Annotated in this window: 22 protein-coding genes and 3 pseudogenes; 14 read left to right on the forward strand and 11 right to left on the reverse strand. The window is 68.6% G+C overall.

The genetic code is table 11. The annotated features are described in order from the left end of the window. Positions 1-181: 181 nt before the first annotated feature. Positions 182-1,291 (forward strand): SpoIIE family protein phosphatase, encoded by a 1,110-nt coding sequence (locus tag OG698_RS17970; RefSeq protein WP_326773036.1) that lies wholly within the window; start codon positions 182-184, stop codon positions 1,289-1,291. Positions 1,292-1,745: 454 nt separating this feature from the next. Here OG698_RS17970 and OG698_RS17975 read toward each other — a convergent pair. Next, a pseudogene (locus OG698_RS17975) lies at positions 1,746-1,917 on the reverse strand (helix-turn-helix transcriptional regulator). A 42-nt stretch (positions 1,918-1,959) separates the two neighbouring features. After that, positions 1,960-2,469 (reverse strand): annotated as a pseudogene (locus OG698_RS17980) (replication initiator). A 193-nt stretch (positions 2,470-2,662) separates the two neighbouring features. Here OG698_RS17980 and OG698_RS17985 point away from each other — a divergent pair. Both OG698_RS17985 and OG698_RS17990 read left to right on the forward strand, forming a co-directional pair. After that, positions 2,663-3,835 (forward strand): RNA-guided endonuclease InsQ/TnpB family protein, encoded by a 1,173-nt coding sequence (locus OG698_RS17985; RefSeq protein WP_406104028.1) that lies wholly within the window; start codon positions 2,663-2,665, stop codon positions 3,833-3,835. A gap of 1,228 nt (positions 3,836-5,063) precedes the next feature. Next, entirely contained in the window at positions 5,064-5,843 is a 780-nt protein-coding gene (locus OG698_RS17990; RefSeq protein WP_406104030.1) for a BTAD domain-containing putative transcriptional regulator, read from the forward strand. 83 nt (positions 5,844-5,926) lie between these two features. On the opposite strand, the gene OG698_RS17995 is transcribed toward OG698_RS17990, so the two are convergent. From OG698_RS17995 to OG698_RS18015, 5 genes are all read right to left on the reverse strand, one after another. Continuing rightward, complete coding sequence (locus tag OG698_RS17995; RefSeq protein WP_406104031.1) at positions 5,927-7,303, reverse strand: beta strand repeat-containing protein; 1,377 nt, start codon at positions 7,301-7,303, stop codon at positions 5,927-5,929. Positions 7,304-7,615: 312 nt separating this feature from the next. Further along, positions 7,616-8,344, reverse strand: coding sequence for a hypothetical protein (locus OG698_RS18000; protein ID WP_406104033.1), 729 nt, complete (start codon positions 8,342-8,344; stop codon positions 7,616-7,618). Between the two features lie 727 nt (positions 8,345-9,071). Further along, positions 9,072-9,212 (reverse strand): hypothetical protein, encoded by a 141-nt coding sequence (locus tag OG698_RS18005; RefSeq protein WP_406104034.1) that lies wholly within the window; start codon positions 9,210-9,212, stop codon positions 9,072-9,074. 89 nt (positions 9,213-9,301) lie between these two features. After that, the gene (locus OG698_RS18010; protein ID WP_406104036.1) at positions 9,302-10,492 is read right to left on the reverse strand and encodes a damage-control phosphatase ARMT1 family protein; all 1,191 of its coding nucleotides are present in this window, start codon (positions 10,490-10,492) and stop codon (positions 9,302-9,304) included. Then, positions 10,479-11,099: a TetR/AcrR family transcriptional regulator gene (locus OG698_RS18015; protein WP_406104037.1), complete on the reverse strand. Its 621-nt coding sequence runs from the start codon at positions 11,097-11,099 to the stop codon at positions 10,479-10,481. The genes OG698_RS18010 and OG698_RS18015 overlap by 14 nt, the downstream gene beginning before the upstream one ends. A 191-nt stretch (positions 11,100-11,290) precedes the next feature. Here OG698_RS18015 and OG698_RS18020 point away from each other — a divergent pair, with 191 nt between their 5' ends. Both OG698_RS18020 and OG698_RS18025 read left to right on the forward strand, forming a co-directional pair. After that, complete coding sequence (locus tag OG698_RS18020) at positions 11,291-12,220, forward strand: class I SAM-dependent methyltransferase (protein WP_406104039.1); 930 nt, start codon at positions 11,291-11,293, stop codon at positions 12,218-12,220. A gap of 42 nt (positions 12,221-12,262) precedes the next feature. Further along, positions 12,263-12,628, forward strand: a complete 366-nt coding sequence (locus tag OG698_RS18025) for a PH domain-containing protein (protein WP_326774098.1) — start codon at positions 12,263-12,265, stop codon at positions 12,626-12,628. Positions 12,629-12,737: 109 nt separating this feature from the next. Here OG698_RS18025 and OG698_RS18030 read toward each other — a convergent pair whose 3' ends face one another. Next, positions 12,738-13,874 (reverse strand): Ku protein, encoded by a 1,137-nt coding sequence (locus OG698_RS18030; RefSeq protein ID WP_406104041.1) that lies wholly within the window; start codon positions 13,872-13,874, stop codon positions 12,738-12,740. Positions 13,875-14,050: 176 nt separating this feature from the next. Here OG698_RS18030 and ligD point away from each other — a divergent pair, with 176 nt between their 5' ends. The 3 genes from ligD (at position 14,051) to OG698_RS18045 (ending at position 16,668) form a co-directional block, all read left to right on the forward strand. Then, on the forward strand, positions 14,051-14,935 hold the full coding sequence (gene ligD / locus OG698_RS18035) for a non-homologous end-joining DNA ligase (RefSeq protein ID WP_406104043.1): 885 nt from the start codon (positions 14,051-14,053) through the stop codon (positions 14,933-14,935). Positions 14,936-15,024: 89 nt separating this feature from the next. Further along, positions 15,025-15,927, forward strand: coding sequence for a DNA ligase (locus tag OG698_RS18040; RefSeq protein WP_406104045.1), 903 nt, complete (start codon positions 15,025-15,027; stop codon positions 15,925-15,927). Between the two features lie 96 nt (positions 15,928-16,023). Further along, the gene (locus OG698_RS18045; RefSeq protein WP_406111127.1) at positions 16,024-16,668 is read left to right on the forward strand and encodes a DNA alkylation repair protein; all 645 of its coding nucleotides are present in this window, start codon (positions 16,024-16,026) and stop codon (positions 16,666-16,668) included. Positions 16,669-16,720: 52 nt separating this feature from the next. On the opposite strand, the gene OG698_RS18050 is transcribed toward OG698_RS18045, so the two are convergent. After that, the gene (locus OG698_RS18050; protein ID WP_406104047.1) at positions 16,721-17,524 is read right to left on the reverse strand and encodes a nuclease-related domain-containing protein; all 804 of its coding nucleotides are present in this window, start codon (positions 17,522-17,524) and stop codon (positions 16,721-16,723) included. Between the two features lie 211 nt (positions 17,525-17,735). Here OG698_RS18050 and OG698_RS18055 point away from each other — a divergent pair, with 211 nt between their 5' ends. The 6 genes and pseudogenes from OG698_RS18055 to OG698_RS18080 all read left to right on the forward strand — a co-directional run bounded on the left by OG698_RS18055 (position 17,736) and on the right by OG698_RS18080 (position 24,165). Then, on the forward strand, positions 17,736-17,996 hold the full coding sequence (locus OG698_RS18055) for a hypothetical protein (RefSeq protein WP_406104049.1): 261 nt from the start codon (positions 17,736-17,738) through the stop codon (positions 17,994-17,996). A 138-nt stretch (positions 17,997-18,134) separates the two neighbouring features. Next, positions 18,135-18,863 (forward strand): hypothetical protein, encoded by a 729-nt coding sequence (locus OG698_RS18060; RefSeq protein ID WP_406104050.1) that lies wholly within the window; start codon positions 18,135-18,137, stop codon positions 18,861-18,863. Between the two features lie 337 nt (positions 18,864-19,200). Then, positions 19,201-20,487, forward strand: a complete 1,287-nt coding sequence (locus OG698_RS18065) for an ATP-binding protein (protein WP_406104052.1) — start codon at positions 19,201-19,203, stop codon at positions 20,485-20,487. Between the two features lie 164 nt (positions 20,488-20,651). Continuing rightward, a complete protein-coding gene (locus OG698_RS18070; protein ID WP_406111129.1) occupies positions 20,652-22,016 on the forward strand; it encodes an FtsW/RodA/SpoVE family cell cycle protein in 1,365 nt (454 codons plus the stop codon). Further along, on the forward strand, positions 22,013-23,479 hold the full coding sequence (locus OG698_RS18075) for a peptidoglycan D,D-transpeptidase FtsI family protein (protein WP_406104054.1): 1,467 nt from the start codon (positions 22,013-22,015) through the stop codon (positions 23,477-23,479). The genes OG698_RS18070 and OG698_RS18075 overlap by 4 nt, the downstream gene beginning before the upstream one ends. Positions 23,480-23,561: 82 nt before the next feature. Continuing rightward, positions 23,562-24,165 (forward strand): annotated as a pseudogene (locus OG698_RS18080) (DUF3291 domain-containing protein). Here OG698_RS18080 and OG698_RS18085 read toward each other — a convergent pair. Together OG698_RS18085 and OG698_RS18090 are read right to left on the reverse strand one after the other, a co-directional pair. After that, positions 24,146-25,009 carry a hypothetical protein gene (locus tag OG698_RS18085; RefSeq protein WP_406104056.1) on the reverse strand — a complete coding sequence of 288 codons (864 nt, stop codon included), beginning with the start codon at positions 25,007-25,009 and terminating at the stop codon, positions 24,146-24,148. The pseudogene OG698_RS18080 and the gene OG698_RS18085 overlap by 20 nt on opposite strands. Positions 25,010-25,099: 90 nt before the next feature. Then, a complete protein-coding gene (locus tag OG698_RS18090) occupies positions 25,100-26,209 on the reverse strand; it encodes a ferritin-like domain-containing protein (protein WP_406104057.1) in 1,110 nt (369 codons plus the stop codon). Between the last annotated feature and the right edge of the window lie 72 nt (positions 26,210-26,281).

Consider the following 26,281-nt stretch of genomic DNA (forward strand, 5'->3'; position numbering starts at 1 on the left):
CACCGGGATCCGACGCCACCAGGACGCGTACGACAAGAGCGCCACACAGTGCGTAACTGGCATGAGCAATCGATCATCGTTCGTGTGTAGCTTCCCTTAGGCCTGCAACATCATGATGCGAGCTGTGGCTCTCTGCTCGTATCGTGAAAAGACAGACAGCGGCGTGGTGAGCAGGAAAATCATGGCAGAACCGGCGGTCGACTACGCGGCGGTGTTCCAGGCTCTGCCCGGGGCGGTGGCGCTGGTGACTCCGCAGCTGATCTTCGCGGACGCCAACGCGGAGTTCTTGCGCCTCCGGGGCCTCCCCCGCGAGCAAGTGGTCGGTCGCTTTCTGCCTGAGGACCAGCCCGAAAACGACTCCGCCGAGCCTCTCCTGCTCAGAGTTCTGGCGTCACTGCGCCGGGCGGTGGACACCGGTGAGCGCAGCACCGTAGCGCTGCAGCGCGTCGACATGGAGGACCACGACCAGCCCGGGGTATGGCACGAGCGGTATTTCAACGTGACCAACATTCCCGTATTCGGACCCGATGGGCGGATGACGCTGCTGCTGCATCGGCTGGAGGACGTCACCGAACTCATCCGCGCCCGTGACGTCGCGCTGACCTTGCAAGAAGCCATGTTGCCCGCTCCTCGCACGGTCGGCCGGCACTCGGCGGCCGTTCGCTACCGGCCCGCCGCCCAAGCGCTGAATGTGGCCGGCGACTGGTACGACCTGGTCGACCTGCCTGGCGATCGCATCGCCGTCGCCGTCGGCGACGTCGTCGGCCACGGCCTGCCCGCGGCCTGCGTCATGGGGCAACTGCGCAGCGCCCTCACCGCCGCCTCTCTCGATCCTGAAGGCCCCGCCCGCGCCCTGGAAGTTCTCGGGCTGTACGCCCGCACCATCGACGGCGCCGAGAACACCACCGTGGCCACGGCATTCATCGACTGGGAGAACCACACCATCACCTACAGCAGCGCCGGCCACCCCCCACCAGTGCTCCTGCAGAGGGACGGGACCGTCGAGTTCCTGGACCAGGCCACCGACCCGCCACTGGCCGCTCGTCCTCAACACGGCTCCCGGATCCAGGCTGTCGCTGCCTTCCACGAGGGCGCCGTCCTCGTGCTTTACACCGACGGTCTGATCGAACGCCGCGGCGAAGACATCGACACGGGCCTCGCCCGGCTCGCCGACTCCCTGGCCCGCCACCGGGCAGGTGATCCCGAAGCTCTCGCCGACGCCGTGCTCACGGACCTGCTCCCACCCGGTGACGCCACCGACGACACCGCCCTGGTCATCCTGCGCCTGTAAACCTGGCCCGCCACCTTCGGCCGCTCGGCCGTCCCTCGTCGACGACAGTGAAGTACGAATGCCCAGTTGCGCAGGGACTTCCTCAGTACGTCATCAGCCGGCCGGCCCGGACGGTCGTCCAGCATCGCCAGCGTGACCGACGCCAGCGTCTCATTGATCCCGTCTCGCGTGTTGGGGGCAGCGTGCGGCCACTTCATCGCCAGGTACCTCAGCGCGAAGGCGTACCAGGTCAATGCGGCCGGCTTCTCGGCCATCGCCCCAGGAAGACCCGTCTCGCTGTCGAACTCTTCACCCTCTCGCGCAGCACGCAGGAGCTTGGTGCGATAGTGATCAGCCAGCGCCTTTGTGCGGAACGACTCCGAAAAGACGTTGGCGGCGACCGACCAACGCACGTCATAAGACGGCCGCTTCGTAGCCCTCTTGCGGACTCCCCAGATCTTGACATCGAGGGACTTCACGCGGCCTCCTCCAGGTCACGAAGCCACGCCTTGAAGTCACTCCGCCGGACTCGAAGCTCACCGTTCGGGAGCTTGAAGGCCTTGGGCGCCTGACCCAGTTCACGCCAGCGGTAGAAGGTGCGCCGGGACACTTTCCGAAGCTCACTCAGGATCTCGGGGGACGGTCATGAACTCGTCTTTCACTGGTGTGTTCCTTCCAGGGCGAGTTGGTCATGTAGGGCTTCGCGGGCGGTTTCGCGGTTGAGTTGGAGGTCCCGGGCGATGTTGGCGGCGAGCCACGATTCGCCGGGCATGTGGCCGTGGCCGGCGTAGGTCCAGTGGGCGGGGGTGAGCGCGGTCGACTCCGGGTCGTCGTCCGAAGCGGGTCACGGCGTGGAAGTGGATGGCTCCGTGCTTCTGGTATTCGGCCACCTTGCCGTAGAGGATGCGGATTTGCTCATTGAGCTCGCGTTAGGTGATGCCGACGCGGGAGGCGAGTTCGCGAGGGAGGTAGATCGTCACGTAACGCCACGGGGGCCCGGCGTGGTTGTTCCACAGCACGGCGCCGGCGTAGTCGTACGGGGCCGGGCCGAGCGCGGTGCCGAGTTCCTCTGATAGAGCCGTTCCTGCCGATAGGACGGTACGGCCCTTTCGGGCCCGGCCGGTCGGCGGTGAGGTCAAGGTGAGCTCAGCGGATTCTTGCGAGGAGCCCCGGGCGTTCACGCCCGGGAGGAATCGCATCCACGGGGTGTGACGCGGAGCGTCGCCGTGATGTGCCGCAGGCCATCACGGGCCGCGGAGCGGCCCGGGGCGCTCCGGCGGAGCCGGGCCACGGCGCTGTGCGCGGCCAGAGCCGGAGCAGGTGTCGCTCGTTCGGGTGGGGCGGGGGCGAACATGTGGTGGGTCTTCGTCCAGGTGTATAGGTTCGCTGATCGTGAAGCTGGTGGTGCGGGTGAAGCTGCTGCCGACGCCCGTACAGGCGGCGGCACTTGAGACGACCCTGCACGCCTGCAACGAGGCCGCCACCTGGGCCGCCGAGGTTGCGTTCGAGGAGAATGCGCGACGTGTGCTGGAGCTGCGCAAGCACACCTATGCCGAGATCCGGGCCAGGTGGGGACTGGGCGCGCAGGCCGCCCAACACGCGATCAAGAAGACCTGCGACGCCTACACCACCTTGAAGGCGAACCTGCGTAACGGCCGCTACGGGCGGCCCGGGACCAAGCGGCACGCCCGGGCCTCGGGCAAGCCGGTCGTCTTCCGGCCCCAGGCGGCGCAGCCCTACGACGATCGGATGCTGTCCTGGCAGCACGAGCAGCAAACGGTGTCCATCTGGACCACTGCCGGCCGGCTCAAGGGTGTGGCGTTCACCGGGCAGGCCGGGCAGCTGGCTGTGCTGGCTGTGCACCGCCGCGGTGAGTCCGACCTGGTGTGCCAGGGCGGGAAGTGGTTCTTGATCGCGACGTGCGAGATTCCCGAAGCCGCCCCGAACACTCACCCGGCCGACTTCCTCGGCGTCGACCTGGGGATCGTGAACATCGCCGCCACTTCCGATGGCGAGCGTCACTGCGGCAGGCAGATCAACCGCAAGCGCGAGAGTGACCGCAAGCTGCGGTCCAAGCTGCAGAAGAAGAACACCAAGTCCGCCAGGCGGCGGGCGAAGAGGCATGCGGGCAAGGAAGCCCGGCGCGCCAAGGACATCAACCACAAGATCAGCAAAGGGATCGTGGCGGAGGCTGAACGCACCGGTCGCGGGGGCGCCCTGGAGGACCTGGGCGGCATCCGTGAGCGGGCACGGCTGAGAAAGCCCCAACGCACCACACTCCACTCCTGGCCCTTCGCCCAGCTCGGCTCGTTCATCGCCTACAAGGCGAAGCGGGCCGGGGTGCCGGTCGTCTACGTCGATCCGGCGTACACCAGCCAGGAATGCTCCCAGTGCCATCACACCGCACGCGGCAACCGGCCCGCCCAGGCCGTCTTCTCGTGCCGGGTCTGCGGCTTCGTTGAGCACGCAGACCACAACGCGACCCACAACATCCGCCAACGCGGCTGGATGGTGTGGGTCTGCGGGGCTCAGTCAACGGCCCCTGAACTCACCCTCATCGCGTGAGTCCTGGACGCAGCCGAACCCATCACAGCCAGTGATGACTCGAGCAGCAAGCCCGGTCGTTTCACGACCGGGTAGTTGACAGTCCTTCGCAGTGCGGTGGGTCCCCGGAGCGGAGCTGGACTCTCTCGACATCTGGCGGACCACGCGTCGACGCCTCGAAGAGGGGTTCCGTAACGCCACGGTCCCTCTGATCAGCTGAGTTTCGCCACCACCGCCCTGGCACGCCGCCGCCGTACCCGGGCCTCCCTGGCCATGAGTTCGGGCCGGGCCGCTGATACCACCCGGAAAACGACGTGCTCGGGACCGTGCCGCTCCAGCGCTTCGGAGAGTCGCTCTGCAGGTCCGCCAGATCCCGGCCGGACTCATGGTCAGGTCGCGATAGATGATCGTGTCCATCAACCCGGGTTCGGCGGGCCCAGACTCGTTGAGCGCATGGTCCGACCCGAGTTCGGATGCCTCCCATGAGGAAGACGTGTGGAAGGCCACGATGGTGCACAGACGCGGGTCAGCCCCAACGACGGCGCGCAAGTACCGCGCCCCGTCGGTCATGTGCTGTCCGGTGTCCACGGCGGCGCGGGCATACCCGATGTCGTGCGCAATGTACTGCGGCCGCCAACAGCTCGGCGTCCCCGCCCAACGTCGGCGCCAGGTTCAGTGCCTGGGAGTAGACCCGCTGAGAGTGGGCCCACCGCCGCGGCAGGCTGTCGGCCAATACTGACTCAGCAGGGCCATGCGCCCACTTGGCCAGCTGCATTGTCCAATGCCTCTGAGGCAACCGGGAGTTCAAGAAGGAGAGCTGACGAACCAGCCACCCCGTGTCGCGCCGCGACGTGGCCGGCGGCTCCAGCTCACGCACGGCGCGGCGAACCGTGCCACGCGATACCCCGTACTTCTCGACAGACAAGGGCAGCTTCGCTCTGCGGATCACCGGCTCGCGGCAGGGGACGTCATTCAGTGACGGCACGGTCGTACGGCACGGTCGTGTCGCGCAGCCTTCACCGGTTCCACCTCGTCAGACTCCGTCCCGGCATGCGTGCGGTGCCCGTAAGGGGTCAGCGGCCCACACCCAGAGGGCTCTCCATAGGCCACTTTGGACGATTAGACAATCCTCGGCGGGCGGAGCAGCATGGATTTGTTGGGAGGTGTGGAGATCGCGGATCCTTGGAGAATGGCGGCGCCGCCAGTCTGCGGGCGCCCGGGGCGACGGATCCCGAGCGATCACACAGCAATGAGCCCAGATGATGTCGCTGCCTTTTCCATGTCCGTAAACGGCCAGCCATCCGTACACATAGCCCTCCTTGGCGGTTTCGACCTCGTGGTCAACGATGTCTCGGTGGCAGTCCCGGTAGGCTCGAAGCGACTCTTGGCGTTCATCGCGCTCAATTACCATTACCGCGTCTCTGTCCCCCGGTCCTTGATCGCCGGAAGCCTCTGGCCCGCAGTATCGGAGCAGAAGGCGCACACGAATCTTCGGGCGGCGCTGACACGTCTGCACGGCTTGGGCCGAAAAGCGCTGGACATCTCTCCCAGCGAGGTGCGCCTCGCGCGGGAGGTCACCGTCGACCTCCACCACGCCCGGTCGCTCGCCCAACGCATACTCGACCCCTGCATTCCGGCCGAGGACCTCGGCCTCAATGCGGCGACCGTCGACCAGCTCTCCGCCGATCTGCTGCCCGGGTGGTACGACGAGTGGGTCTTGCTGGAGGCGGAGAAATGGCGCCAGCTTCGACTCCATGCCCTGGAGACACTGGCGGGAGAATTCATCGACGCCGAGCAGTTCGCCGGAGCGGTGACGGCCGCTCACACGGCCGTGCAGGCAGATCCACTGCGGGAGAGCAGCCAGGTCTCGTTGATCCGCGCCCACCTGGCGGAGGGCAACCTGGCTGAGGCGCTGGACCACTTCGAACGCTACGCGTGGCGCCTCCGCAACGAGTTGGGGCTCCGCCCCACACAGCGGCTGCGCCGGCTCGTGGCCGGACTGCGGCAACCCCCCGGAGGCGGACAGTAGGGGCCGCGAGGACGTCTGCGAACTCGCCACTCTCCTGGGTGGCGAGTTCGCTTTGCCGAAGCGGGTCGGTGCAGAGATCACTACTACGCCGAGGCCTGGTTGTTCTGGTTGACGCCGGCGTTGCCGGATGCCTGGTTGTTCTGGTTGACGCCCGCGTTACCAGTGGCCTGGTTGTTCTGGTTACCACCCGCGTTACCAGTGGCCTGGTTGTTCTGGTTACCACCCGCGTTACCAGTGGCCTGGTTGTTCTGGTTACCACCCGCGTTACCAGTGGCCTGGTTGTTCTGGTTACCACCCGCGTTACCAGTGGCCTGGTTGTTCTGGTTACCACCCGCGTTACCGGTGGCCTGGTTGTTCTGGTTGATGCCGCCGCGGAAGCCGGTGGCCTGGTTGTTCTGGTTGATGCCGCCGCGGAAGCCGGTGGCCTGGTTGTTCTGGTTGATGCCGCCGCGGAAGCCGGTGGCCTGGTTGTTCTGGTTGATGCCGCCGCGGAAGCCGGTGGCCTGGTTGTTCTGGTTCACGCCACGGCGGATACCGGTGGCCTGGTTGTTCTGGTTCACGCCACCGCGGAAGCCGGTCGCCTGGTTGTTCTGGTTCACGCCACCGCGGAAGCCGGTCGCCTGGTTGTTCTGGTTCACGCCACCGCGGAAGCCGGTCGCCTGGTTGTTCTGGTTCACGCCACCGCGGAAGCCAGTGGCCTGGTTGTTCTGATTGACGCCGGCGTTACCGGATGCCTGGTTGTTCTGGTTGACGCCCGCGTTACCGGTCGCCTGGTTGTTCTGGTTGACGCCCGCGTTACCGGTCGCCTGGTTGTTCTGGTTCCCGCCCGCATTGCCGGTCGCCTGGTTGTTCTGGTTCCCGCCCGCATTGCCGGTCGCCTGGTTGTTCTGGTTCCCACCCGCGTTACCGGTCGCCTGGTTGTTCTGGTTCCCACCCGCATTGCCGGTCGCCTGGTTGTTCTGGTTCCCACCCGCATTGCCGGACGCCTGGTTGTTCTGGTTCCCACCCGCGTTACCGGTCGCCTGGTTGTTCTGGTTCCCACCCGCATTGCCGGTCGCCTGGTTGTTCTGGTTCCCACCCGCATTGCCGGTCGCCTGGTTGTTCTGGTTCCCGCCCGCATTACCGGTCGCCTGGTTGTTCTGGTTCCCGCCCGCATTACCGGTCGCCTGGTTGTTCTGGTTCCCGCCCGCATTACCGGTCGCCTGGTTGTTCTGGTTCCCGCCCGCATTACCGGACGCCTGGTTGTTCTGATTACCGCCCGCATTACCGGACGCCTGGTTGTTCTGATTACCGCCGGTGCAGGGGGTTTGCTCGGTGCACGCTGTCGGCGCGGCCTTTGCCTTTGGTACCTCCTGATTTGCTGCTGTGGCAGTCGCCGCGCCTGCCCCGAGAGCAAGCGTCGCGGCCAGGCCGGACGCGCTTATCAGGCGAGGTATGCGACGCCGGATGCTTGTCACCATGATGGCTTCCTTACATGTGAAAGCGGGGTTGCGCTTACCTGTCCCAGTCATCGTGGGGCGCCAGGCATCACCGTCGCGTGACGCTGGCGTGACAGGGCTGGTGGCCTGCGCCGACGAGCATCTGCTGCAGCCGGCGCTCATAGTTCAGCCCGCCGCGTCGCCTCACGTCAGCGCCACACTTACGCTCGATGCCGCGCGCCCCGGGGGCAGGGCCTAGGCCCATTCGCCAGATCCCACCCCGATACCGACGGAACCCGCCACGAGACCGTGACGGGTTCGCTTTGTCGAAGCCGATCGGCAGGGTCGGCGTCTTCAGTCGCCCGACACAGTCTGCGCCTGCTTCAGATTCAACGGCTGGATGGCCGGCACGAACGCGATCGTGGGCCTGTTCACCTGGTTGTTCTGGTTGATGCCACCGCGGAAGCCGGTGGCCTGGTTGTTCTGGTTCACGCCACCGGAGACGCCGTTCGCCTGGTTGTTCTGGTTGACGCCACCAGAGGTGCCATTTGCCTGGTTGTTCTGGTTGACGCCACCGGAGACGCCGTTCACCTGGTTGTTCTGGTTGACGCCACCGGAGGAGCCGTTTGCCTGGTTGTTCTGGTTGGTACCGCCGGAGGAGCCATTTGCCTGGTTGTTCTGGTTAACGGCACCAGATGCGCTAATTGACTGGTTGTTCTGGTTGACGCCGCCAGAGACACTAATTGACTGGTTGTTCTGGTTGACGCCACCGGAGACGCCGTTCACCTGGTTGTTCTGGTTCGTTCCGCCGGTGGTGGTTCCGGCCAGCTGGCGCGGCACTTCCAAGAGCCCGTCCGGCAGGCCGACAGTGCGGAGGATGCTCTTCTCCTGCGCCTCTCTCTTCTTCTCCGCCCGTTCCTGCGCTTGCGGAGTGGCGTCGCCCAACAAACCGACGGCGGCGAATGGCCGAGTTCCTCCGTAGACGGAGTCGCCGTAGTCGGCGGCATAGGCGCTTCCCGAGCCGAGAGCGACCAGACCGCCGACCGTTGCAGCGGCGATCACGACCTTCTGGAGCATGAGCATGAAATCTTGCCCTCCGTGCGTCTGCAGTACAGAGCCGCATTACCCATTGCAATGCTATGACTACTTAACGTACATGCGCATTGGGTGGGCCTCCCTCCAGGGGCCCGTGTCGCGCCTCCCGATCACTCATTCATCCTCTGCAGCAGCGCTTTCACGCGCGTACGCCGTGGACCCTCGGTGTCCAAAGGCTGAGGGCTTCGCCGTAGGCCGCGTATGCGGTGGCTTGGCCTTGGCAAACACTTCGAGATCCTGACCGCTGACGGGCCACAGACCTGACACCCGGCCGCTCCGGCGACCTTCGCGGGAAGCGGTCGACCGTCCCTGGTGGAGAGGTCCCGCTCGGGCCGGCGGCAAGGGAGATCGCACCCGGTTCGGCACCCGTCGAAGAGGTCGCCTCGCCGAACCCTGTTCGGCAGAGGTTGGTAGTTACCATTCCGCTCGCGTCGGTCCCCGCCCGCCGACCGGGCCGAAGAGAAGCGCACACGGCGAACCGTCGCCAGGTCCGATCTACCGCATCGCCCAGACAGGGGCGGGCTGAGGTGATGGCCGCGTGCACATCGCTGTCCGGCTCATGGCGCCGCAGAATCTCGTCGACATCTCGTCGACCCGCTCGTGAAAATCGAAGGACTGGCCCGCCGGCCCGGTCTTCGTGTCGGCGAAGATCAGCGCATCCAGGAGCGGTGAGTTCTCGCGCTCATAGGCAGCCGGCTCGGCAGTCAGCCCTCATTCATCCCGCGGGCACCGCCCAAGAAGTCTGCTGCGCCCGTGGCGCCACTTCCTGGGCATGCAGCCAACGATCCCCGAGCGGAAACACCAGCGATTCCGTGAGCTTGGACGCACCGTCCGGCGTATCGAGCGCGAGAGACATGCTGCGAACGTAGCCGGTGAACAACCGCGCAAACACCCGGCAACAGCCCACCCGCGCATGCTCGGAAAGGGATTCCCCGCTTCATCACTTCATCGACGCTCGCCCCGTACCTGGATCACCGCATGCGTTCCCTTTGTTCGCCAGGATTCGGGTTCCGCATCGTTCAGCGTGTCCTCCGTTTGTTTGTCCAGGCCCACGATCACGTCTGATTTGAGGGTGCGTAGGGCTGCTACGGGGGTGGGGAAGTAGGAGGTGCACGTGAGGAATGGGGTTGTGGGGGGCCGGAGTTGGTCGCCTACCAGGCGGCGGTAGTTCAGGTCGCCCTTCAGGATCGTCAGTGTGGCTTTCTCGAAGCACTTCCTCAGGTCGCCCGGCATTGCGGCGTACGGCAGTGGGGCGCAGGAGAACGGGTGGGCGAGGAGCTGCAGTTGGCCCGTTGATGTCGCTTGCCATAGGCGTTCGCCCGTTTCACCCGCCTCGCCCGGGGCCTGTTTCAGGTGGCGTAGGGCGTCGATTACGTCCGTGGGGGTCGCGTCGGAGACGTAGTACGGGTGTGGCTTTACGTGGAGGACCACTTGTTCCGCGTGTGCGTGACGGAGGAAGTGGTCGATGAGGAGGAGGTCCGGGACCAGTTCGCGGCCCGCGTTGTCCGCCACCACGTGGACGGTGTTCCCGGCCCCGGGCGGCAGGAGCGACCAGAGGCGCTCCGAGTCGTCCACCAAGAGGGGAGTGGTGAGGGTGGGCGCGTCGGGGGCGGTCGCTGTCAGTTGGAAGCCGAGGTCTGCTCTGTTGCCCCACAGGGAGCCGTGGAGCAGCGCCCGGCCTTGGGTTTCCGGCGGTTCCTGCGCCAGGCGGTCCAGGGCCGTCAGTTCCGCCTGCGCCTCCGGGCTCCGTAGCTCCGCCTGTTTGAAGGGGCGGAAGGGGTCGATGCCCTGCCACGGTCCGGCGGAATCGAAGTAGCCGACCGCGTCCAGGAGCCTGCGGTAGAAGTAGCTCTCCGCCCACAGGAACGGCGCGTCGAACCACGACCCGCCCTCGTGCTCGCCACTCCCCCACTCCTCCCACTGGTCGCGGTCCCGGGCGTCGGGCGGCAGCGGTTCCATCACGCCGGCCGGGTCCGTGCTCTCGCTCAGGAGCGCGTCCAGTGCCCGCTGCCGCTCCGGGTCGTACGGGAACGCGTCCCGCACCCGCTGGATGAGCGCCGGGTGCCGTTCGCGCAGCACGCTGTACGGAAATGATCCGGGGGCGTTGCTCCGGATGACGTCGTCAACGTTCTCCATGGCTGATTGATCCTCCGGTCGCCGGGCCGAGCAGCATCGTCACCAGTCTCTCCGTCTGCTCCCCCGGGTCCCGTGCCGCGTCTCCCCATGTCGTCATCAACAGGTGGTGGACCGTCCCGACCAGCGCCAGCGCCGTTGCCGTCGTGTCCGTGGCCGGGGAGAGGCGGCCCTGTTCCACTTCCGCGTCCAAGTACGCGGCGATCGACTGCTGGATCGCGTCGAAGCCCGGGGCGCCCGCCTCCAGGGCCTCGCGGATGCGGAGCGACGCCGCCGGGGTCGAGACCGCCAGGCCCGCCGTCGTGGGGTTCAGGGACGTCAGGAGCGCGTAGCCGACCGTCTTCAGGTTGGCCGCGACCGTGGACTCGCCCGCGCGGGCCGGAAGGTCCTCCGCCAGGCGCGCTGTGTGGGCGAAGCGGGCCAGGACCAGTTCCGCGACGAGTTCGTCCAGGCCCGCGAAGTGCTTGTGCAGCAGGCCCTTCGCGCAGCCGGCCTCGGTCGTGATCGCCCTGCTCGTCAGGCCCGACGGGCCCTCCCGCGCCAGGATCCGCTCCGCCGCGTCGAAAAGCCGCTCTCTTACGTCGGGGATCGCCACTCCGCGCGGGGACATGCTGCCTGCCTCTTCTCATCGGGTGCGCCATCGGGTCCGGTCGTCACGTCCGGCCATCCGGGTCGGCCGTCAGGGCCATGCCCGCTCCATGCCCTTGCCATCAGTATGGGCGCGTGCCCATACTTGGTTTGGGCAGACGCCCATTCTACGCCGCCCCGTCGGCCGGCGCACCGCCACGAGGGGATTCCGTCATGCCGCACATCGCGAACGTCGATCAGTCCCAGGCCTGGAACGGGTACGAGGGTGAGCACTGGGCCCGTCACCAGGACCGCTGGGACGCCGTGAACGAAGGGTTCAACCAGCCCCTCCTCGACGCCGCCGCAGTCCGCCCCGGCGAGCGCGTCCTCGACATCGGCTGCGGCGCCGGATCCACCACCCGCCTCGCCGCCCGGCACGCGGGCCCGGACGGGCGGGCACTGGGCGTCGATCTGTCCGGGCCCATGCTCGCGCGGGCCGAGGAGACCGCTCGGCAAGAAGGGGCGGCCGGGGCCGGGTTCGAGCGGGGCGACGCCCAGATCCACCCCTTCCCCGCCGGGGCCTTCGACGTCGCCATCAGCCGGTTCGGGGTCATGTTCTTCGCCGACCCCGTCGCCGCCTTCGCCAACATCCGGCGCGCCCTGCGGCCGGGCGGGAGGCTGGCGTTCGTCTGCGCCGCCGAACCCGAGCGCAACGAATGGCTCCGGGCCGTCGCCGAGCTGCGCGGCATCCTGCCCGTCGGCGACTTCGGGGCGCCGGGCGGCCAGGAGGCTTCGCGCAGCCCGGGGATGTTCTCCCTTGCCGACCCTCACGCCACGCGCGGCGTGCTGTCCGACGCCGGGTTCGCGGGCATCGAGGTGGGGCCCGTGGAGGCGTACGGGCTGTGGGGACGGGACGCCGGTGACGCCGCCGCGTTCCTGCTCGGCTCCGGCCCCGGGCGACACCTGACCGAGCAAGTCGGCAGCGACATACGGGAGGTGGCGCACCGCTCCCTCACGAACACCCTGAACGCGTATGAGCACGTCAGCGACGGGGGCGCGGGCAGGGGCAGTGAGGTACGAATGAAGAGCGTCGGACTCCTCGTCACCGCGCACAACCCTGAAGAGGTCGCCCACCCCCTGGCCAAGCCCTCACCTACAGTGTGAAGATCCTGTGTCTACGCAGGAGTTCATCATCTGGGGGGCCTCATGGCACTGTTCGGAAACGCTCACACCGTCGACCCCGTCGGCGCACAGCAGGAGTACGCCAAGCTGTTCGGCCAGGGCGAGCAGGTGCAGGCCGCGTACCTGCTCATCCGCGACACCATCCTCTTCACCGACCGGCGTCTGATCTTCGTCGACAAGCAGGGGATCACCGGCAAGAAGGTGGAGTACCACTCCATCCCCTACCGGAGCATCACGCACTTCGCGGTCGAGACCGCCGGTCACTTCGACCTCGACGGCGAGCTCAAGATCTGGATCTCCGGCACCGCGGCACCCGTCCAGAAGACGTTCAGCAAGGGAGTCGACATCTACGAGGTGCAGGCGATCCTGACGCAGTTCGTGGCGCGGTAAGCAACACGCACAGCGGTGGCCCGGCGCCGGCGTCCTCGAACGTACGGCCGCCGCCGGGCCGCCACCACGCAAAACCGCCCGTCCCACCCGTTCGGCTCCCCTGGCTCGCCTAAGACGCCCGCCTGCGCGACGCCGTCTTCTTCGCAGGTGCCTTCTTCGCGGTCGCCTTCTTGGCCGTGGCCTTCGAGGCGCTCGCCTTCGAGCCACTCGCCTTGGACGAGCCGGCCTTGGCCGTACCCGCCTTGGACGTGCTCGCCCTCGAAGTGCTCGCCTTCTCCGCGGCCGTCGTCCTCGACGAGGCGGCCGACTTCTTGGCCGTGGTCTTCCTCGCCGTACCGCTCCCGGACGCCGCAGGCTTCGCCTTGGTCGAAGTCGACTTCTTCCCGCCGACCTCCTTCGGTGCCGTACGGGACTTCAGCGGGGTCACCGGGCTCACCTTCGCCTCCCGCTCCGACGCCGCCGCGTCGCCGCGGGCCTCCTTGGCCGCCTTGACGCTGCTCTTCAGGGCCGCCATCAGGTCGATGACCTTGCCGCCGCCCTCGGGGGCCGCGGGCGCCTGCACCACGCCCTCGCCGGACGCCTTCGCCTCGATCATCTCCTCGACCGCGGAACGGTAGTCGTCGTGCAGCGACTCCATGTCGACCTCGCCGAGGGTGTCCATCAACGCGTCCGCCAGGTCGAGTTCGGCCTCACGCACGGTCACCTCGGTCTCGGGCGCCGCCTCCTCCGGGGCGCGCACCTCGTCGGGCCACAGCAGACCGTGCATCGCGATCACGTCGTCGACGACGCGCAGCATGCCGAGCCGCTCCCGCCCGCGCAGGGCGAACTTGGCGATGGCGACCTTCTTATTCCGCTTGAGCGCCTCGCGCAGCAGGGTGTACGGCTTCGCCGCGGGGACACCGTTCGCGGAGAGGTAGTAGGCGGCGTCCATCTGGAGGGGGTCGATCCGGTCGCCGGGGACGAAGGCCACGATCTCGATGGTCCGCGCGGTCGGGATCGGCAGGGAGGCCAGGTCCTCCTCCGTGATGGGGATGATCGCGCCGTCCGCGGCCTCGTACCCCTTGCCGATCTCCGCCGACGAGACCTCCTTCTCCTCCAGCTCGCAGAACTTGCGGTAGCGGATGCGGCCGCCGTCCTCCAGATGGATCTGCCGGAAGGAGATCGAGTGGCTCTCGGTGGCGTTGACCAGCTTGATCGGGATGCTGACCAGGCCGAAGGAGATGGCGCCGTTCCAGATGGATCGCACGGTGTCCCTCTCTGCGTAGTGCTCTGCCGTGTGCCCTGCGTAATGCCCTGCCGCGTGGCCCTGCTCTGCGCGCTGCCGTGGCCGAGCCCGTCGGCCACCCCGCGATCGCCGCGACCGAAGTCACCACCGCAGCCCTTTGAGATAGCTCGTCACGATTTCCGTGGGATTCTCATCGTATGACGCCCATCACAGAGGTGGAGGGGCGGCGGCTCGCGCTCAGCAACCTCGACAAGGTGCTGTACCCGGCGACCGGGTTCACCAAGGGCGAGCTGCTGCACTACTACGCGACGGTCGCCGGGGCCCTGCTCGCGCACCTGTACGACCGGCCCGTGTCCTTTCTGCGCTACCCGGACGGGCCCGAGGGTCAGCGGTTCTTCACCAAGAACGTGCCGCCGGGCACGCCGGCGTGGGTGCGGACGGCGGACGTGCCGCATTCGAGGAGCGCCCCGTCCCGCCAGGTCCTCGTACAGGATCTGGCGTCACTCATGTGGGCGGCCAATCTGGTGACGGAGTTCCATACGCCGCAGTGGCGGGCGGACGCGCCCGGACAGGCCGACCGGCTGATCCTGGACCTGGATCCCGGGGAACCGGCGGACGTGGTGGAGTGCTGCGCGGTCGCGCTCTGGCTTCAGGAGCGGCTGCGCGCGGACGGGCTTCACTCGTACGTGAAGACCTCCGGTTCCAAGGGGCTGCACATGCTCGTGCCGCTGGAACCGACGCCGTCCGATCGGGTGAGCGCCTACGCGAAAACCCTCGCGATGGAGGCGGAGGCCGAGCATCCGGAGCTGGTCGTCCACCGCATGACCCGCAGCCTGCGCCCCGGCAAGGTCTTCGTCGACTTCAGCCAGAACGCCGCCGCGAAGACGACGGCGACCCCGTACACGCTGCGCGCCCGCCCGGAGCCGACCGTGTCGGCTCCGGTGACGTGGGAGGAGGTCGAGGCCTGCACGGACGCGCGGGATCTGACGTTCCTGGCCGACGACATCGCGCCGCGCCTCGAGACGTACGGGGACCTGCTCGGCCCCCTGATCAACCTGAACTGCGCGGGGCGTGTGCCGTGAGAGGCGCGCCGGGGCTGTCCCGGTGACAGTCCGACGCGGGGGGCGAGCCTCTCCTCACCCGCAGGGCCGGCCGGGCAGACCCTGACGGAATGGATGAAAACGAGCCGACCGTAGCCCTACGCCCGCCGGTCGACGTCATGCGTCCCCAGGCTGTGGACGAAATCCCGTCACAAACAGGCACGCCGGAGAGTCTCCAGTACTCGCTCAAACTCGACGGATTCCGCGCCCTGGCCTTCATCCTCGAGGGTGGCCGGGTCTTCCTGCAGTCACGCTCACAAAGAGACCTGGCCCCGGAGTTTCCCGAAATTGCCGCATATCTCGGAGAGCATCTGCCCGCCGGAACCGTACTGGACGGCGAATTGTGCGCCTACCGCGACGGGCGCCTGAGCTTCACCGATCTCCTCCGGTCCCACGCCGACCGCGCGCGATCGGGCGTCCCGGTGTCCTACGTGGCCTTCGACATTCTCGCCGTCCCGGGCCGCGATGTCAGGGCCCTGCCCCTGAGGGAGCGCTGGGAACTGCTCGGCGCGGCGCTCCAGGACGTCGACCCACCCCTGCAACGAGTACTGGCAACGCTCGACGAGGAAACCGCGCACATCTGGTTTCGCGACATAAGGGCTGCCGGCGTCGAAGGAATTGTGGCGAAAGGACTGCGCTCGGCCTATCGGGCAGGAGGAACCCGGGCATGGAGAAAGATCAGGCATGCGGATACGACGGACGGGGAACTCCTCGGAGTTTTCGGCCCGTTGGACAGACCGCAGGCACTTCTCGTACAACTCCCCGATGATCGAACCGTGAAGACGTCGCCCCGCTTGACCCCGACGCAGTCACGGCAGATCGGCACATTGGTGCACGGCCGCCTGGAGCACCTGACGGACCACCCGGAACACGGTCCGGTGCGGATGCTCACAGCCCCCCTCCTCATCGAGCTGCGCCAAGCGGCCGGGCGCCACGAGACCGTCCGCTTCGTGCGGGTGCGGTCCGACGGATGAGATGTCAGTCCTTCGTCGTACGGTGAAATCTCACGTACGGACGGGAGGGCCGAGGTGGCCGAGAAGACGCTGACCGGGACGACGGTCGCCGAGGTGATGGCCGAGCTGGCCGAACTCGAGGACCCGAAGGCACGCGCCGTGAACGAGAAGCACGGCGACGATCACGGCGTGAATCTCAGCAAGCTGCGCGCGCTCGCGAAGCGGCTGAAAACGCAGCAGGAACTCGCGAGCGGGCTCTGGGAAACCGACGACACCGCGGCAAGACTCCTCGCCCTCCTCATCTGCCGCCCGAAGGCGTTCCGGCGGGACGAGCTGGACGCCATGGCGCGCGGGGCGCGCACGCCCAAGGTGCACGACTGGCTCGTGAACTACGTGGTGAAGAAGAACCCACACGCCGAAGAGCTGCGTCTGGCCTGGTCGGCCGACCCGGATCCAGTGGTCGCGAGCGCCGGCTGGGCGCTGACCACGGAACGCGTGGCGAAGAAGCCGGAGGGGCTCGACCTCTCAGGGCTCCTCGACGTCATCGAGGCGCAGATGAAGGACGCCCCGGACCGCCTGCAGTGGGCGATGAACCACTGCCTGGCCCAGATCGGGATCGACCACGCCGACCTCCGCAGCCGCGCGATCGACATCGGCGAGCGCCTACAGGTACTCAAGGACTACCCGACGTCCCCGGGCTGCACGTCCCCGTTCGCCCCGGTCTGGATCACCGAGATGGTGCGCCGCCGGCAAGCCCAGTAGCGAGACCTGCGCTCAGGCGGCCCTGACCTCAGCCCCCAGCCCTTCGCCGGCCTCAGACCCGCAGCCACGTACGGCGGTCGCGAGCCATGGCATGCAGGGCCTCGACATCGGCCGGTTTCAGGACGCCGCCCGTGCGCGCCAGTGACTGGAGTTCGGTGTCGAGGACGATGCGTACGTCCCGTAGGGGTGCCGCCACCTCTACCGTCGTGGCGCCCGCGACGGCCAGGACCGGGCGGACCTCGGCGGTCAGGGCGAAGGACGCGCGGGAGGCGTCCGCGCGGACGCGGCGCAGCAGCGGGTGCGGCTCCGAGCGGCCGGTCATGACCATCGGGTCGGCGACGCGGACGCGCTGCTTGCGGGCCGCAAGCGTGTGCAGCGCGTAGAGGCCGCCGGGCCCGATGACGAGGTGGTGGATGCGGGCACCCCCGGGCAGCGGCACGGAGTGCAGCGCGCGCCAGCCCGCCCGCTCGAACGCGTCGAGCGCTCCGCCGACGCACTGCTCGGCCTCCAGGGCCCGGCGCCGCGGGTCGCCGCGCAGCCGCCGTGGTGGCCCCGGATCCCGGTCGACGGCGATCTGGAGGGCCTCGCCGGGCCGGTTCGGCGCGAGGTCGTCGTCCGGGTGGAGGGCGAGCCTGGCAAGTTCGACGGGGGTGGGCACGGGGGGCGGACCCACGGTGACCTGGCCGGTCAGGAAGGGCCCGAGGACGTCGAGCACGGCGTCCCGGCGGGCCTCGCTGATCAGATTGACGCGGCCGGCCTCACGGTCGTACCAGGCGACATTCCTGCCGTCGTCGCCACAGACATAGAGCCGCTCCCGACCGTGCCGCCAGGTCGGTATGACGCGCAGACCGCTCATGCACCATCACCCCACGCCCATGGGAACAGCCCCGGAGCCGCAGGGCAATATGCCGTCCGGCCCCTCGGTGACACCACCGCCCGCAGAGTTTCGGCCCGCTGTTACACAGCTGCCGAATTGTCGTGATGAGGGGTCTTTACGGTGATGAGGTCAGCGCTTACGCCACCTGGTGGAGCACACCGCACCGGGAGTAGAGCAGAGGAGACGTTCCGTGAGCACCACCCGTCGAGCATGCCTGCTGGCCCGCGGCACCTTCGTCGCCGCCGTTCTCGGCGGCGCGCTCCTGGTCCCGACGGCCGCGTTCGCGCACTCCCAGCCCGCCGTTGCGGCGGCTCCCGCCCCGGCGAGCGAACCGGGGCACGACACACCCGACTCGCACCCGCTGTTCCTGGCGGCGGGCGGTGGCATGGCGGCAGCGGGCGCGGGGGGACTCGCCTTCTCGATGTACCGGCGCGGGCGCACCGACGGCTGAGGGTTCGAGATGCGCACGGTCCCGCGGGTCAATAAAAAGGACTACCTCACCAATAAGGTGTGAGTGGAGTGACCGACCGGCACGCGGACAGGCAGGAGTGCAGTGAATTCAAGGCGCACCTGTACCGCAGCCACCGCCGTGACGGCGTCGGTACTGCTGCTCGCGGGGTGCGGCGACGCGGGCGAGCTGCGCAGCGCGGGTCCGACGTCCACGGCGATGGGACCCGCCCGGCTCTGGCCCACACTGCCGCCGGCGTCCGCCGCTGCCGACGACTACGGCTCGGGCAAGACCGAAGTAGTGAACGGCATCACCGCCAAGGGTGACGACATTCGCCTCGTGAACCCGGTCGACGTGGTCCGCGCACAGGAGGCGGCCGCCTCGGCATCGCCGAACCCGTCCCCGTCCCCGTCCCCGGACAAGGTCGTGGGGCTGGACGACTGCGGCACGAAAGACAGCGCCAAGTGCCCGGTCCTGAAGGCGTACTACCGGGACCTGACGGGTGACGGCAAGGACGAACTGGTCCTCGGGATCCGCCTGCCGAAACGCCAACTGGCCGTGCGCTGCTACAAGTTCGAGGGCCACAAGCTGACGCAGGTCATGGGCACGTCGGACGCGGTCGTGAGCGTGGAGATCGCGGGCCGCGACGTGATCCTGCGGGCGGTGGCGGACCTGCCGGGCTACGAGTACCGCACGGCGTGGTCCTGGGACCCGCACCAGCACGCGATGCTCCCCACCCGGGACGAAATCCTCCGCACGGGCCCCCCGGCGACCCCCACCACAACCCCCACCCCCAAGCCCGGACCCGCCTCCCCCACCACCGCCCCGCCGAAGACCCCGACGACAACCCCATCGGCCGCCACCCGATGACCAGGCACACGAGCCGAAGCCGCCCCACGCACACACGCCGGGGCACAGCCGGCGCCACAACCCACCCGCACCCCCACCCGAGCCCATTCACGGACAAGGCACGAGGGGCAGGGCCCCCGACCTCAAAGCATCCGCACCCGCGAGCGAACGGGAGGGGCCGGGCCGGTACGTCCGCCCGGAGCCGGCACACACTACCGACGCGTACGAAATCCAACGCCGAACCGTCCGAGCGAGGACGGACACAACGGACAGGTCCCGCACCCACCCACACACGCAGGGCGCGAGAACACCGGCCCAAAGCAACCCCGCACCCGGCGACACCCGCCAAGAGCCGCCCATGACCCCCGCACAACACGCCAACCCGAGCCACCCCAGTCCCAAACCCCGGCTCCCCGCCTGGACGGCCACCCTCACCTGGAAGGCCGCGGTCTTCATCACGGTGATGTGCTGCGCACTCGCCGCACTCCTGGGCGCCCTGGTCCACGTATCGGTCAGCAACCAGACCGTCGGCCAGGCCCGCAACCACGCACTGGACCGGCTGGACGAGGCCACCGAGGCGTACGAGGCCGGCGCGAGGCTGGGCCCGCTCGCAGGGGTCGACCCCCCGGACCTGCCCGACTCGCTGCACCGGCTCGCCACGGACGGTGAGCGCGGCACCATGGTGAGCAGCGACGCGAAGCAGCCCACGATGTGGGCGGCAGGACCCATCGACAGGGACCGCGTCCTGGCCGTGGAGGTCGACTACTCGCAGGGCGCCCGCACGATCGCCGGCCTGGACAAGGCGATCGTCGGCTCGTCCGTGCTGGCGATCGGAGCGACGCTGCTGGTGGGGGCGTTCGCGGTGACGCGCGTGACACGGCGCCTGCACGCGACGGCGAGAGTGGCCCGGAGGATCAGCGGCGGGGACCTGGACGCGCGGGTGGGCGATCCGAGGACGAGGAATCCGGCCAGGCATCAGGACGAGGTGGCAGCCGTGGCCGGTGCGCTGGACAGCATGGCGTCGTCGTTGCAGCGCAAGCTGCTCAGCGAGCAACGCTTCACGGCGGACGTGGCACATGAACTGCGGACACCTCTGACGGGCCTGCACGCGGCGGCCGAACTCCTCCCGCCGGGCCGCCCGACCGAGCTCGTACGGGACCGGGTCGCCGCGCTGCGGACCCTCACCGAGGACCTGCTGGAGATCTCGCGCCTGGACGCACGCAGCGAGCGCGTGGACCTGGACGACAACTGGCTCGGCCCGCTCGCCGAGCGGGTGGTGCGGGGGTCCGGCACGGAGACGGAGGTGGTCGTGGTGCGGGACGTCTGCGTGCTGACGGACCGCCGGCGCCTGGAGCGGGTGCTCGGCAACCTCGTGGCGAACGCGCACAGGCACGGGCGCCCGCCGGTGGTCCTCACAGTGGACGGCCCGGTGATCACGGTGCGGGATCACGGGGAGGGCTACCCGGACTACCTGGTGGAGGGCGGTCCGCAGCGGTTCAGGACGGAGGGCGGCGCGAAGGGCCACGGCCTCGGCCTGACGATCGCACTGGGCCAGGCGGAAGTGCTCGACGCTTCGCTCAGATTCACGAACGCGGAGGACGGCGGGGCGATGGCAACGCTGACGTTGGACGACCAGCAGCCCTGACGCGTCACCCCCACACAGAACCCCGTACGAATCCCCGCCCGAAGCCCCCATCCAAGACGCCCGCCGGACACACACCCAGTCAGATTAAAGAGACATACCGGGATTTCCCGGCTATGGCTTGTTACGTTCCCGCCATGACCGGACCGACGGGATCAACGGGACCCATGGGCCCGGCAGGCACGAGAGCCGGCGTCAGCCCTCCCGCGGTCCGCCTCCCGCGGCGCCGTGGCACCGAACTCGTCCTGATCGTTCTGGCCGTCCTGCTCAGCGTCTACGGCTACTGCGACGTAGGGCTCGCCAAGAACGGCTCCGTACCGCCCGGCGCCGCCGGTTACGGCGCCGGGCTGGGCGTGCTCGCGCTCGTGGCGCACGGCGCGATCCGCCTGCGCGCCCCGTACGCGGACCCGCTCCTGCTGCCCATCGGCGTGCTGCTCAACGGCCTCGGCCTGGTCCTGATCTACCGGCTCGACCTGGAGACGCCCGACGACCAGGCGGCACCGATCCAGCTCGTCTGGTCCACGCTGGGCGTGGCCCTGTTCATCGCGGTCGTGGTCCTCGTGCGCGACCACCGGGTGCTCCAGCGGTACGCGTATCTGTCGGCCGTCGCCGCGCTGTTCCTGATGGTCCTGCCGATCCTCTTCCCGGCGGTGAACGGCGCCCGTATCTGGCTCAGGATCGGCGGATTCTCCATCCAGCCGGGCGAGTTCGCCAAGGTGCTGCTCGCGATCTTCTTCGCCAGCTATCTCGCGGCGAACCGCAACGCGCTCTCGTACACGGGCAAGAAGATCTGGCGCTTCCAGTTCCCCACGATGCGGGTCTTCGCGCCCATCCTGGTCTTCTGGCTGATCAGCGTGGGCGTCCTGGTCCTGGAGCGTGACCTCGGGACCTCGCTGCTGTTCTTCGGCCTCTTCATCGTGATGCTGTACGTGGCGACGGGCCGCGGCAGCTGGATCGCGATCGGGCTGCTCCTCGCGGCGGGCGGCGCGGTCTTCGTCGGCGCGCTCGAACCGCATGTGAACAGCCGTGTCCACGACTGGCTGCACCCGTTCGCCTCGATCGACGCGGGCCAGGGGCCCGGCCAGCTCGCACAGTCCCTGTTCGCGTTCGCGGCGGGCGGCATGCTCGGCGAGGGACTCGGGGCGGGGCACTCGATCCTCATCGGGTTCGCCGCGAAGTCGGACTTCATCCTGGCGACCGCGGGCGAGGAGCTGGGGCTCGTCGGCCTGACGGCGATCTTCCTGCTGTACGCGCTGCTCGTGGAGCGCGGCTACCGGGCCGGGCTCGCGCTGCGCGACCCGTTCGGCCGGCTCCTCGCGATCGGTATCGCGTCGATCGTCGCGCTCCAGGTGTTCGTGATCGCGGGCGGAGTGATGGGCCTGATCCCGCTGACCGGCATGGCGATGCCGTTCCTCGCGCAGGGCGGCTCGTCCGTCGTCACCAACTGGATCATCGTGGCGCTGCTCGTACGGATCAGTGACTCCGCACGGGGGCAGCTCCAGTCCGACGAGGCGCTGGAGGCGCATCGGTGACCCGATACATCCGGCGGGCCGGGGTCTTCTGTCTGGTGCTGCTCGTCGCGCTGCTGGTCAACGCGGCCCGCGTGCAGATCTTCGAGGCGGACTCCCTCGACGACAACCCGGCCAACCGCCGCAACACGATCGCGCGCTACGACCAGGTGCGCGGCAACATCCTCGTCGACGGCAAGGCGGTCACCGGGTCCAAGGATTCCGGCCAGCAGTTCCGCTACGAACGGACGTACAGGTACGGCCCGTTGTACGCGCCGGTGACCGGGTACGCGTCCCAGACGTACGGCACCTCGCTGCTGGAGAACGCCGAGGACGACATCCTCTCCGGCACGGACCCGATGCTCGCCCCGCTCCCCCTGTGGAACGACCTGACACGCTCGCAGCAGCCGGGCGGCAAGGTGGCGACCACGATCAACGGGGCGGCGCAGCACGCGGCGTACTCCGGACTGGCCGGGCGCCGGGGCGCGGTCGTGGCGCTCAATCCGGCGACCGGGGCGATCCTCGCCCTGGTGAGCAGCCCCTCGTACGATCCGGGGAAGATCGCCGGGACGGATTCGGCGACGTTGTCGGCGTGGACGCGCCTGAACCGCGCGCCGAGTCAGCCGATGCTCAACCGGGCCATCCGGCAGACGTATCCGCCGGGCTCGACCTTCAAGATCGTCACAGCGGCGGCGGCCCTCGACGCGGGCGTCGTGACGGATCTGGACGAGCCGACGGAGACGCCGAGCCCCTGGCTCCTGCCGGACACGTCGACCTTGCTGCAGAACGAGGCGGACGGCTGCGAGGACGCGTCGCTCGCGGAAGCGATCCGGGTCTCCTGCAACACGGTGATGGCGAAGCTCGGTGTGCAGGTCGGGCTGAAGGGGATGGTGTCGGCGGCAAGGCGGTTCGGCTTCGACGACGCGGGGGTGAGGATCCCGTCGAGCGTCTCGCGGAGCAACTTCGACACGGACATGGACCGTTCGCAGCTGGCGCTCTCGTCCATCGGCCAGTTCAACACGACGGCGACACCGCTGCAGATGGCGATGGTGTCGGCCGCCGTCGTCAACGGCGGGGTCCTGATGGCGCCGCATCTGGTGGACAGGACGACGGACAAGGACGGGAACACCCTCGCGCAGACCGGTGCGAAGACGTACCGGCAGGCGATGAACCCGGCCACGGCGACGCAGCTCCAGGAAATGATGCAGTACGCCGTGGAGGACGGCACCGGCACGAACGCGCAGATCCCCGATGTGATCGTGGGCGGCAAGACCGGCACGGCGCAGCACGGCGTGGGCAACAAGGGCACCCCGTACGCGTGGTTCATCTCCTGGGCGCGGTCCCCGGAGCCGGGCAGCCCGGAGGTCGCCGTCGCGGTGGTCGTCGAGGACGCGTCGGCGAACCGTACGGACATCAGCGGCGGCGGCAGCGCGGCGCCGATCGCACGGAAGGTGATGGAGGCCGCACTCAACTTGTCCGGCCGGTAAGGGCAATTGAGCGATTGGTCCCCGATACCGACAGGGGAAATGGCCCTCTACGGCGACGCGTCCGCTACCTGTCGTGCAGTCCATGACTGACTACGGGACTGCGCATACGACGGAAAACGGGACTCGCCACGAACTCGCCCAGGTGAACATCGGCCGCCTCACCGCCCCGCTCGACTCGGAGCAGCCGAGGGACTTCGCGGAGGGACTCGATCCGGTGAACGCCGTCGCCGACGCGTCGGACGGGTTCATGTGGCGCCTGAAGGACGACACCGGGGACGCGACGAGCTTCCGGATCTTCGACGACGCGTGGCTGCTGGTGAACATGTCGGTGTGGCGGGACACGAACGCGCTGACCGCGATGGGGGTCCCCCTGGTCCTTAAGACCTTGGGGGAGTACCAGGGGGCAGCACCGTGAACTCCTCGCCCGCCGCCGGGAGTTCTTCGAGCGTCTGGACGAGGCCGTGACCGCCCTGTGGTGGGTGCCGGCCGGGCACCGTCCCTCCGTCGAGGAGGCGGAGGGACGCCTGGTCCACCTGCGGGCACACGGCCCGACGCCGTACGCGTTCAATCTGCGTACGGCGTTCCCGGCGGGCGACGCCGGCCCCGAGACGGAGCCGGCGTCGGAGCCGGAGCCGGAGCCGGAGCCGGAGCCGGAGCCGGAGTCCGTCAGCCGATCGGCTTCCTGATCTCCGAGCGAATCTTCGCCGCGGTCGCGGCCGCCGCGTCGAGGTCCACCTCGGAGGGGGTCTGAAGGGCGATCTCGGGGGTGATCTCGGCGACGGTGGCGCCGGTGTTCCCGTCGGCCCAGGCGCACATCGGGATGGTCGCCTGCTGCTTGGTGAGCACCTGGCAGGTGATGGTGACGTCGGAGCCGGCCGGCTTGAAGTCCTTGGCGGGCACGGCGACTTCGGCGCCGTCGCTCTTGGCGGCGCCCTGCATCATGTTCTTGCGGGCCAGGTCGGTGTTCTTGAACCGGCCGTACATGCCGGAGATCACCACACCCGCGTTCTTCTTGGCGGGGTCGGTCGCGGCGTACTGTCCGACGGCCGCCTTGGTGTCGCGTGCGTCCCAGGCGCCGTCCGCCTCGTCCTCGATCTCCTTGCCCTGGGTGCCGGACAGGTCCTCGGTGAGGGTGTACCTCCCGTCGAGGACGGTCTTCGGGATGGTCAGCTTGTACTCGGCCGCCGGGAAGCTCTTGTCGACCTCCGAGCCGAGCATGGCGACCGCGACGATGCCGACGATGACGACGCCGACCGCGCCGCCGACGATGCCGAGAATCATCCCGACCCGCCGCTTCTTGGGCGGCGGGCCCATGGGGGCACCGCCCCATCCGGGGTAGGGGGCACCGCCCGGGTAGGGCTGCTGCGCGTACGGACCGGGCTGGCCCGGCTGGCCGTACGGACCGGGCTGGCCCGGCTGGCCGTACGAGCCCGGCTGCTGCGGCGGACCGTAGGGGCCGGGCTGGCCGTAGGGCGCGGCCGGGGGCTGCTGGCCGTACGGGTCGGGCTGGGGTGGCTGAGGCGTGGACACGTCAGCAAAATACTCCATGCGGGTGACACACCCCCATGCCCCGGACACCACGGACAGGCCCGGACTCGCCGGGTCCCGCTCGGGCGAGCCCTAGGGCTGCTGCGCGCCCTCCCCGATCGTCGACTCGACCTCCGCGACGCGCTCCAGTTCCTCCGCCGCGAAGCGTTCCGCGTCGAGCTTCTCGGCGATCTCCTCGTCCTGGGCCATCAGCTGGTCGAGGTTCGAGTTGCCCATCTCGAAGACGCCCATGTCGACGTACGCCTGCTGGAGGCGCTTGCCCCACAGGCCGATGTCCTTGACGCAGGGCACGATCCGGGAGAAGAGCAGCTGGCGGAAGAGGGCCAGGAACTCGGACTGCTCGCTGTACTCGTCGGCCTCCGCCTTGGAGATGCCGAAGTTCTCCAGGACCTCGACGCCGCGCAGCCGGTCGCGCATCAGGTAGCAGCCCTCGATGACGAACTCCTCGCGCTCGCGCAGTTCGGCGTCGGTGAGCTGCTTGTAGTAGTCGCGCAGGGCCATCCGCCCGAAGGCCACATGGCGGGCCTCGTCCTGCATGACGTACGCGAGGATCTGCTGGGGCAGCGGCTTGTCCGTGGTGTCGCGGATCATGCCGAACGCGGCGAGCGCCAAGCCCTCGATGAGGACCTGCATGCCGAGGTAGGGCATGTCCCAGCGGGAGTCGCGCAGGGTGTCGCCGAGGAGCGACTGGAGGTTGTCGTTGATCGGGTAGAGCATCCCGACCTTCTCGTGCAGGAAGCGGCCGAAGATCTCCGCGTGCCGGGCCTCGTCCATGGTCTGGGTCGCCGAGTAGAACTTGGCGTCCATGTCGGGGACGGACTCGACGATGCGGGCGGCGCACACCATCGCGCCCTGCTCACCGTGCAGGAACTGGCTGAACTGCCAGGACGCGTAGTGCTTGCGCAGCTCGCCCTTGTCCCGGTCCGTCATCTTCGCCCAGTGCCGGGTGCCGTAGAGGGTCAGCGCCTCGTCGGGGGTGCCGAGCGGGTTGTGGGGGTCGACCTCGAGGCCCCAGTCGATGCGCTTGGCACCGTCCCACTGCTTGTCCTTGCCCTTCTGGTAGAGCGCGAGGAGGCGGTCCCTGCCCTCGTCGTACTCCCAGCTGATTCTTGCCGAACCGGCCGCAGGTACTTGCCAGTTGAGCTCCTCGGGCGCCCTGGTGTACAGCTCATGCGTCGACATACAGGCAGGCTCACACGCTTGTGGACACCGGGTCAACAAGTCACGCGCAAGGGATTGACGGCCTTGCTGACA

This window comes from Streptomyces sp. NBC_01003 (assembly GCF_045162695.1).
GTDB lineage: Bacteria > Actinomycetota > Actinomycetes > Streptomycetales > Streptomycetaceae > Streptomyces.

What these genes read in the sequence shown, in the direction of transcription:
- OG698_RS17970 (WP_326773036.1), top strand. Translation starts at nt 182, where the DNA reads ATGGCAGAACCGGCGGTCGACTACGCGGCGGTGTTCCAGGCTCTGCCC.
- OG698_RS17990 (WP_406104030.1), top strand. Translation starts at nt 5,064, where the DNA reads ATGAGCCCAGATGATGTCGCTGCCTTTTCCATGTCCGTAAACGGCCAG.
- OG698_RS17995 (WP_406104031.1), bottom strand. Translation starts at nt 7,303, where the DNA reads ATGGTGACAAGCATCCGGCGTCGCATACCTCGCCTGATAAGCGCGTCC.
- OG698_RS18000 (WP_406104033.1), bottom strand. Translation starts at nt 8,344, where the DNA reads ATGCTCATGCTCCAGAAGGTCGTGATCGCCGCTGCAACGGTCGGCGGT.
- OG698_RS18005 (WP_406104034.1), bottom strand. Translation starts at nt 9,212, where the DNA reads ATGTCTCTCGCGCTCGATACGCCGGACGGTGCGTCCAAGCTCACGGAA.
- OG698_RS18010 (WP_406104036.1), bottom strand. Translation starts at nt 10,492, where the DNA reads ATGGAGAACGTTGACGACGTCATCCGGAGCAACGCCCCCGGATCATTT.
- OG698_RS18015 (WP_406104037.1), bottom strand. Translation starts at nt 11,099, where the DNA reads ATGTCCCCGCGCGGAGTGGCGATCCCCGACGTAAGAGAGCGGCTTTTC.
- OG698_RS18020 (WP_406104039.1), top strand. Translation starts at nt 11,291, where the DNA reads ATGCCGCACATCGCGAACGTCGATCAGTCCCAGGCCTGGAACGGGTAC.
- OG698_RS18025 (WP_326774098.1), top strand. Translation starts at nt 12,263, where the DNA reads ATGGCACTGTTCGGAAACGCTCACACCGTCGACCCCGTCGGCGCACAG.
- ligD (WP_406104043.1), top strand. Translation starts at nt 14,051, where the DNA reads ATGACGCCCATCACAGAGGTGGAGGGGCGGCGGCTCGCGCTCAGCAAC.
- OG698_RS18040 (WP_406104045.1), top strand. Translation starts at nt 15,025, where the DNA reads ATGGATGAAAACGAGCCGACCGTAGCCCTACGCCCGCCGGTCGACGTC.
- OG698_RS18045 (WP_406111127.1), top strand. Translation starts at nt 16,024, where the DNA reads ATGGCCGAGCTGGCCGAACTCGAGGACCCGAAGGCACGCGCCGTGAAC.
- OG698_RS18050 (WP_406104047.1), bottom strand. Translation starts at nt 17,524, where the DNA reads ATGAGCGGTCTGCGCGTCATACCGACCTGGCGGCACGGTCGGGAGCGG.
- OG698_RS18065 (WP_406104052.1), top strand. Translation starts at nt 19,201, where the DNA reads ATGACCCCCGCACAACACGCCAACCCGAGCCACCCCAGTCCCAAACCC.
- OG698_RS18070 (WP_406111129.1), top strand. Translation starts at nt 20,652, where the DNA reads ATGGGCCCGGCAGGCACGAGAGCCGGCGTCAGCCCTCCCGCGGTCCGC.
- OG698_RS18090 (WP_406104057.1), bottom strand. Translation starts at nt 26,209, where the DNA reads ATGTCGACGCATGAGCTGTACACCAGGGCGCCCGAGGAGCTCAACTGG.